The 4,760-nt window shown below is 63.7% G+C and carries 5 protein-coding genes; 2 read left to right on the plus strand and 3 right to left on the minus strand.

What is annotated here, in order from left to right:
• Positions 1 to 186: 186 nt before the first annotated feature.
• Positions 187 to 1,215, minus strand: a complete 1,029-nt coding sequence (locus AC1VAN_RS11840; RefSeq protein WP_480985858.1) for a hypothetical protein — start codon at positions 1,213 to 1,215, stop codon at positions 187 to 189.
• Positions 1,216 to 1,474: 259 nt separating this feature from the next.
• Here AC1VAN_RS11840 and AC1VAN_RS11845 point away from each other — a divergent pair, with 259 nt between their 5' ends.
• Both AC1VAN_RS11845 and AC1VAN_RS11850 read left to right on the plus strand, forming a co-directional pair.
• Entirely contained in the window at positions 1,475 to 2,341 is an 867-nt protein-coding gene (locus AC1VAN_RS11845; RefSeq protein ID WP_442251759.1) for a hypothetical protein, read from the plus strand.
• Complete coding sequence (locus AC1VAN_RS11850; RefSeq protein WP_478013625.1) at positions 2,338 to 2,877, plus strand: energy transducer TonB; 540 nt, start codon at positions 2,338 to 2,340, stop codon at positions 2,875 to 2,877. The genes AC1VAN_RS11845 and AC1VAN_RS11850 overlap by 4 nt, the downstream gene beginning before the upstream one ends.
• Before the next feature lie 304 nt (positions 2,878 to 3,181).
• Here AC1VAN_RS11850 and ribD read toward each other — a convergent pair whose 3' ends face one another.
• Both ribD and AC1VAN_RS11860 read right to left on the minus strand, forming a co-directional pair.
• Positions 3,182 to 4,267 (minus strand): bifunctional diaminohydroxyphosphoribosylaminopyrimidine deaminase/5-amino-6-(5-phosphoribosylamino)uracil reductase RibD, encoded by a 1,086-nt coding sequence (gene ribD / locus AC1VAN_RS11855; protein ID WP_313282606.1) that lies wholly within the window; start codon positions 4,265 to 4,267, stop codon positions 3,182 to 3,184.
• A gap of 241 nt (positions 4,268 to 4,508) precedes the next feature.
• A partial coding sequence (locus AC1VAN_RS11860) for an ATP cone domain-containing protein (RefSeq protein ID WP_480985859.1) occupies positions 4,509 to 4,760 on the minus strand: 252 nt, incomplete at its 5' end.

Here is a 4,760-nt window from a genome sequence, read left to right on the forward strand (position 1 = left end):
GGACGGAGAGGATTATGTCGTTTGTGGCAAAAAAGAACTTAATTCCCTCCGCCCCCTTTTTCATGGCCGCAGCAGCAGGCGCAGGTCGTCGCCCACTTGGCCGCGCCCGATCACCGCGATGATGTGGAGCGACCCGTGCGTACACACTTGCAATACCGGACGGCGCCCAGCGATTCCGCGCCATCGTCATTCTTCGTCATCATCATCTGGATCCTCGCCGAACTCCGGTCGATACTGCAGGTACTCACAGCCATGCAGCGTTTTGCCGGGCCTCCAATCGCGCGCGATGCGTGCGCGGTTCTCCAGCCAGCCATCGGCGGCAGTGTCGGTATCGTGGAAGCCGACGAAGGCGACGTCGTCCCAGCCCTCATACGGAGGGAGATCCCATTCGCCTGCCAGGTMCCCGGCAATGTTTCCATCAAGTTCTGCATAGAGGGTCTGACCGACCTTCATGAAACGCGAGACAGGCCTGCCGGCGATCATGACCGGCGCCGGCGGCGTCCACCAGCGATGGCCGTCCTCGTCCTCCCCATCCTTCCAGCCTTTGAAGCGCGCGTCAGAGGTATGTGCAGACATGCCCACCGCCCAACCGGCAGTGTAGTTGCGCAGCGCATCGGCCTTGCAGGTCAGCACATCGTCCAGCTCGGTGGCGATGTCCATGCCCGGGGCGAACACCACATCTGGCTCCTTGCCACGCCTGCGCAACTGCTCAGCGCGCGTGTCGAAGCCCTCTTCGCACCCAACCAGGATGGCGTCCGGATGCGTGGATATCCGCGATGCCACCAACAAGCGCGTATGCAGTCCGCCATCACCGCTATTACGCAGCGACAGAGTCCTCTGGCGAATATGCGGGGCCATACTGACGCTTAGCGGGTGCAGCTCCAACTGCCGCGATATTTCGTCCAACGGTATGCCATCGATGATGGCCATCGTGGCGCCAGAGAGGACGGCGATGCGGCGGATCGAATGGCCGAAAGCAGTAATGGGGGCCGGCAGTTCCACTTCGTGCAATGAAGGGTTGGCCTGCTTGCCTACCTCCCAGTCGCGAAAGGCCGCCTGCGGAGGTTCTCCACCCAGTGCGACCCGCCACAGGTTGCGACGCACAGGCTTCTTGACCGCAGCCGGCGCACGGCACTCGATGACGGCTACCAGATCATGCAGGGCCTGCTCAACGGTCAGTTCATCAAGGGGTTCTTCACGGTCGTCATTGGCCAAGGATGTCGCTGGAACCAGAAGGGCCAGAGGAAGAAGCACAGACAACGCGAGGACTCGATATGAACGCGACAATGCACTGGCCTGCAAAAAACGGCCCACCACTGTGCCCGCCGGCTCCGCGTAGAAGAATAGGAAAGTTTTCAAATCTTCTCGGCGGCGTGCTTCGGAAGCATGGGTCCAGTTTTTCAGACTAATTGCATGGACGCAGGAACTGCTCCCCGAGATCCTCGGGCATCGTTCCGATCGACCAAGTGCTGACATGTTGAAGCCGATTCTTGCCCTGCTGCTGGGCACTCCCCTCGCGGCTGCTACCGCGGCGCCCGCCGCACTTTCGCTGGAAGATTCCTTCGATGCGCATGCGCGCGTCATTACCCAGAATGATGAGAAGGCCAAAGCCGCTCTGCGCAACAGCCTTCGCACGGCAGATGCAAGCGACATCGCCGACATCGTCGACGAGCTGTACGCTTTCGAAAATCTGGCGGCTGGTTTCGAGGAGCCTGCAGCCAGCATCATCAGCGCACGTCGCAAGACCATCCACTGCCTTGCCGACAGAATCGAAAAGAGCAACTCGTCCGAACGCGGCATCGTGGACTACCACTGCACGCTTCCCGATGTTTCCGCTGCGTTTGGGGCCTACCGTGACGCCAAGGCACGACATCGCTCAGGAGAGCAGAGCTTGGAGGGGGCCAAGGCATTCCTGCAAACGTATGCAGCCATTCTGCGCGATGCGCCTGACACCAGGTACGAGGCGCGAGCGGAATTCTCGCGCGTTGGCGACAACGGACCATGGGCCAGTATCGACATGGGCCTTCTTGGGCTGGAGCTCTTGAAACAGCTGATGCCCTTCCAGGCATGGGACGAGCGGATCGAGGCGGAAGCGGTCACCGCGTACTCTGGCATTCCCGTATGCGACCTGATGTTGGATGCTCAACTGAAGTTCGCCGAACGCTATGATCCGGATAGCCCGCTGCAACGTGGCACCACCCTGCAGGATGCCGTGGAAGAAAAGGTGAGAACGCTGGGGCCGGAGCTGGCCGCTGCCTATTGCCGGGGAACCCATGAACGGAACCGCGCGCTGTGGGAAGGCTATCGCAGTGAGCCGCCTGCGGGGCCGGTGACCGAGTGAATCTGCGCAGCACGGTTCTTCTGTCTGCGCTGGCCGGACTGGGCGCATGCGCACCGCCACCCGCCGGCGGAGTCGGGCCCGAGCAGACCCAGAGTCGCCTGCAGACCGAGAAGCCAGGTTGCAGGGAAGACGACGACGTTGTGACTTGCCTGCAGCGCTTTGCCTCAACGCCGACCCGGACCTTCACCGCACGCGCCGACTGCAGTGTATTCACCGAGCGCGGCGACAGCGTCTCGATCGAGCCCACCACCCGCGCTGCGCGCCGGGTTGTTTTTCCCGTTAGGGCTCGCGAAAGCGGCATGGTGCGCCTGCAGATGCAAGTAGACGCGGGTGGCCGCCTTCTGGATGTTCGTGTGGTGCAGTCCAGTGGCAATGCCCTGCTGGAAGCTGCCGCGATGGACGCCGCACAGGAGTGGTGTTACCTGCCCGCACACCGTAACGGTCGCGATGAGGGCGGCGCCGTTGAGGCGGTGTTTCGCTTCAACGTGATCCGCGGAGCCAAACGTGACAACGAATCATCCAAGCAGACGCACTGATGGCGGCAGGAGCAACGAGCGGTCGATTGGCAGCGCCGAGGAGACACCTGTGCTTCCTGCTGGGCGTTCTGTGGTGGAACACATCTGCTGCTGCTCCCTCGCCCGAGCAGGCATACACCCTGCAGGTGCTGGCGGGGCTGCTACCGCTGGATGTGTGGGACGCACGCGGGGTGGATGAGGATACCTCTGAACTGTGCAGATTCCGCTGGCAGAGTGTCCGGGCACTTGAAGCAAATGCGCCGACCAAGGTCGGCATCTACCAGGGCAAGGTGGATCCACGTCATGCGTGGATGAACGTCTCGCCTTACACCCGCAACAGCAACCTCAGATCATCCCCCACTTGGCGCTGGTCGACCACATGCAATCGACGCTGTTGGTCCATCACGTCGATGCCGAGGTCGGCCAGCAACGGGCGGCCGCTGTCGCCCAGCAGTGTTGGCGCCTGGTACATCAGCAACTCGTCCACCCAGCCACCACGCACCAGCGCGCCGGCCAGGGTTGCACCGGCTTCGGTGTGCACCTCGTTGATGCCGCGCTCGGCCAGCAGTGCCAACACCGCGCCCAGATCAAGGCGACCGTGGCGGACGGCTACGCTGGCAAAGGCCGCGTCGGCGGCGTCGGGCGGGCTGATCATTGCATCGTGCAGGTACAGCGTGGGCGCCCCACCCTCGCGCACACGGCTGCATTCCAGCGAGCGCAGGCGTGAATCGAGGACGACGCGCAGGGGCGGCATGACTTCAGTGTCAGCCAGGCGTACGGTCAGCATCGGGTCGTCGGCGATCACGGTGTCGGCGCCGGTGAGGATCGCGCCAGCGCGCGCGCGCCAGTGCTGCACATCTTCGCGAGCGGCGGGGCCGGTGATCCACTTCGAGCTGCCGTCGGCCATCGCGGTACGGCCATCGAGGCTGGCGGCCAGCTTCACCCGCAGCCACGGACGACCGCGCTCCACGCGCGACAGGAAGCCCTTGTTGAGTTCCCGCGCCTGTGCCGCCATCAAGCCCTCGGCGACCTCGATGCCGGCGTCGCGCAGCAGGTCGAAACCACCGCCATCGACTTTCGGGAACGGGTCGCGCATCGCCGCGACCACGCGCGACACGCCGGCCTCGATCAGCGCCAGTGCGCACGGCGGCGTACGGCCGTAATGCGCGCAGGGTTCCAGGGTGACGTAGGCGGTGGCACCGCGCGCGTCGCCGCCCGCTTCGCGCAGGGCGAACACTTCGGCATGCGGGCCGCCAGCGCGCTGGTGCCAGCCCTGCCCGACCACGCGCTCGCCATGGGCGATCACACAGCCGACCATCGGATTGGGACGGGTGGTATAGGCACCGCGTTCGGCAAGCCGCAATGCGGCGGCCATGTGCAGGTGGTCAAGGACGGTGAACGATATGCTCATGCCGCCATGGTACCGCCGTCAGCACGGTGCCAGCCAAGGTTGACAGAGCCCAGTAGATCCACGCCATGCGTGGATGGGCGGCACGGCACCAACCAAGGTTGGCAGAGCCCAGTAGATCCACGCCATGCGTGGATGGGCGGCACGGCGCCAACCAAGGTTGGCAGAGCCCAGTAGATCCACGCCATGCGTGGATGGGCGGCACGGCGCCAACCAAGGTTGGCGGCTACCGAAGCAGAGGCCGTCAGCCCTTCTTTTTCTTGGTGAGGGCAATCACATCGCCCAGCAGTTGCAGTTGCTCGGTGCTGGAAGGCAGGTCGCGTTCGAGCTTCTCGATTTCTTCGCGGAAATCGGCCACGTCCTCAAAGCTGCGATAGACCGAGGCGAAACGCACATAACCGACATGGTCAAGCTTGCGCAGTTCGTTCATCACGAACTCGCCCACTTTGATCGACGGCACTTCGCGTTCGCCGCTGATGCGCAGCTGATGCACCAC

Source organism: Stenotrophomonas sp. 05L44_2 (genome assembly GCF_056665995.1).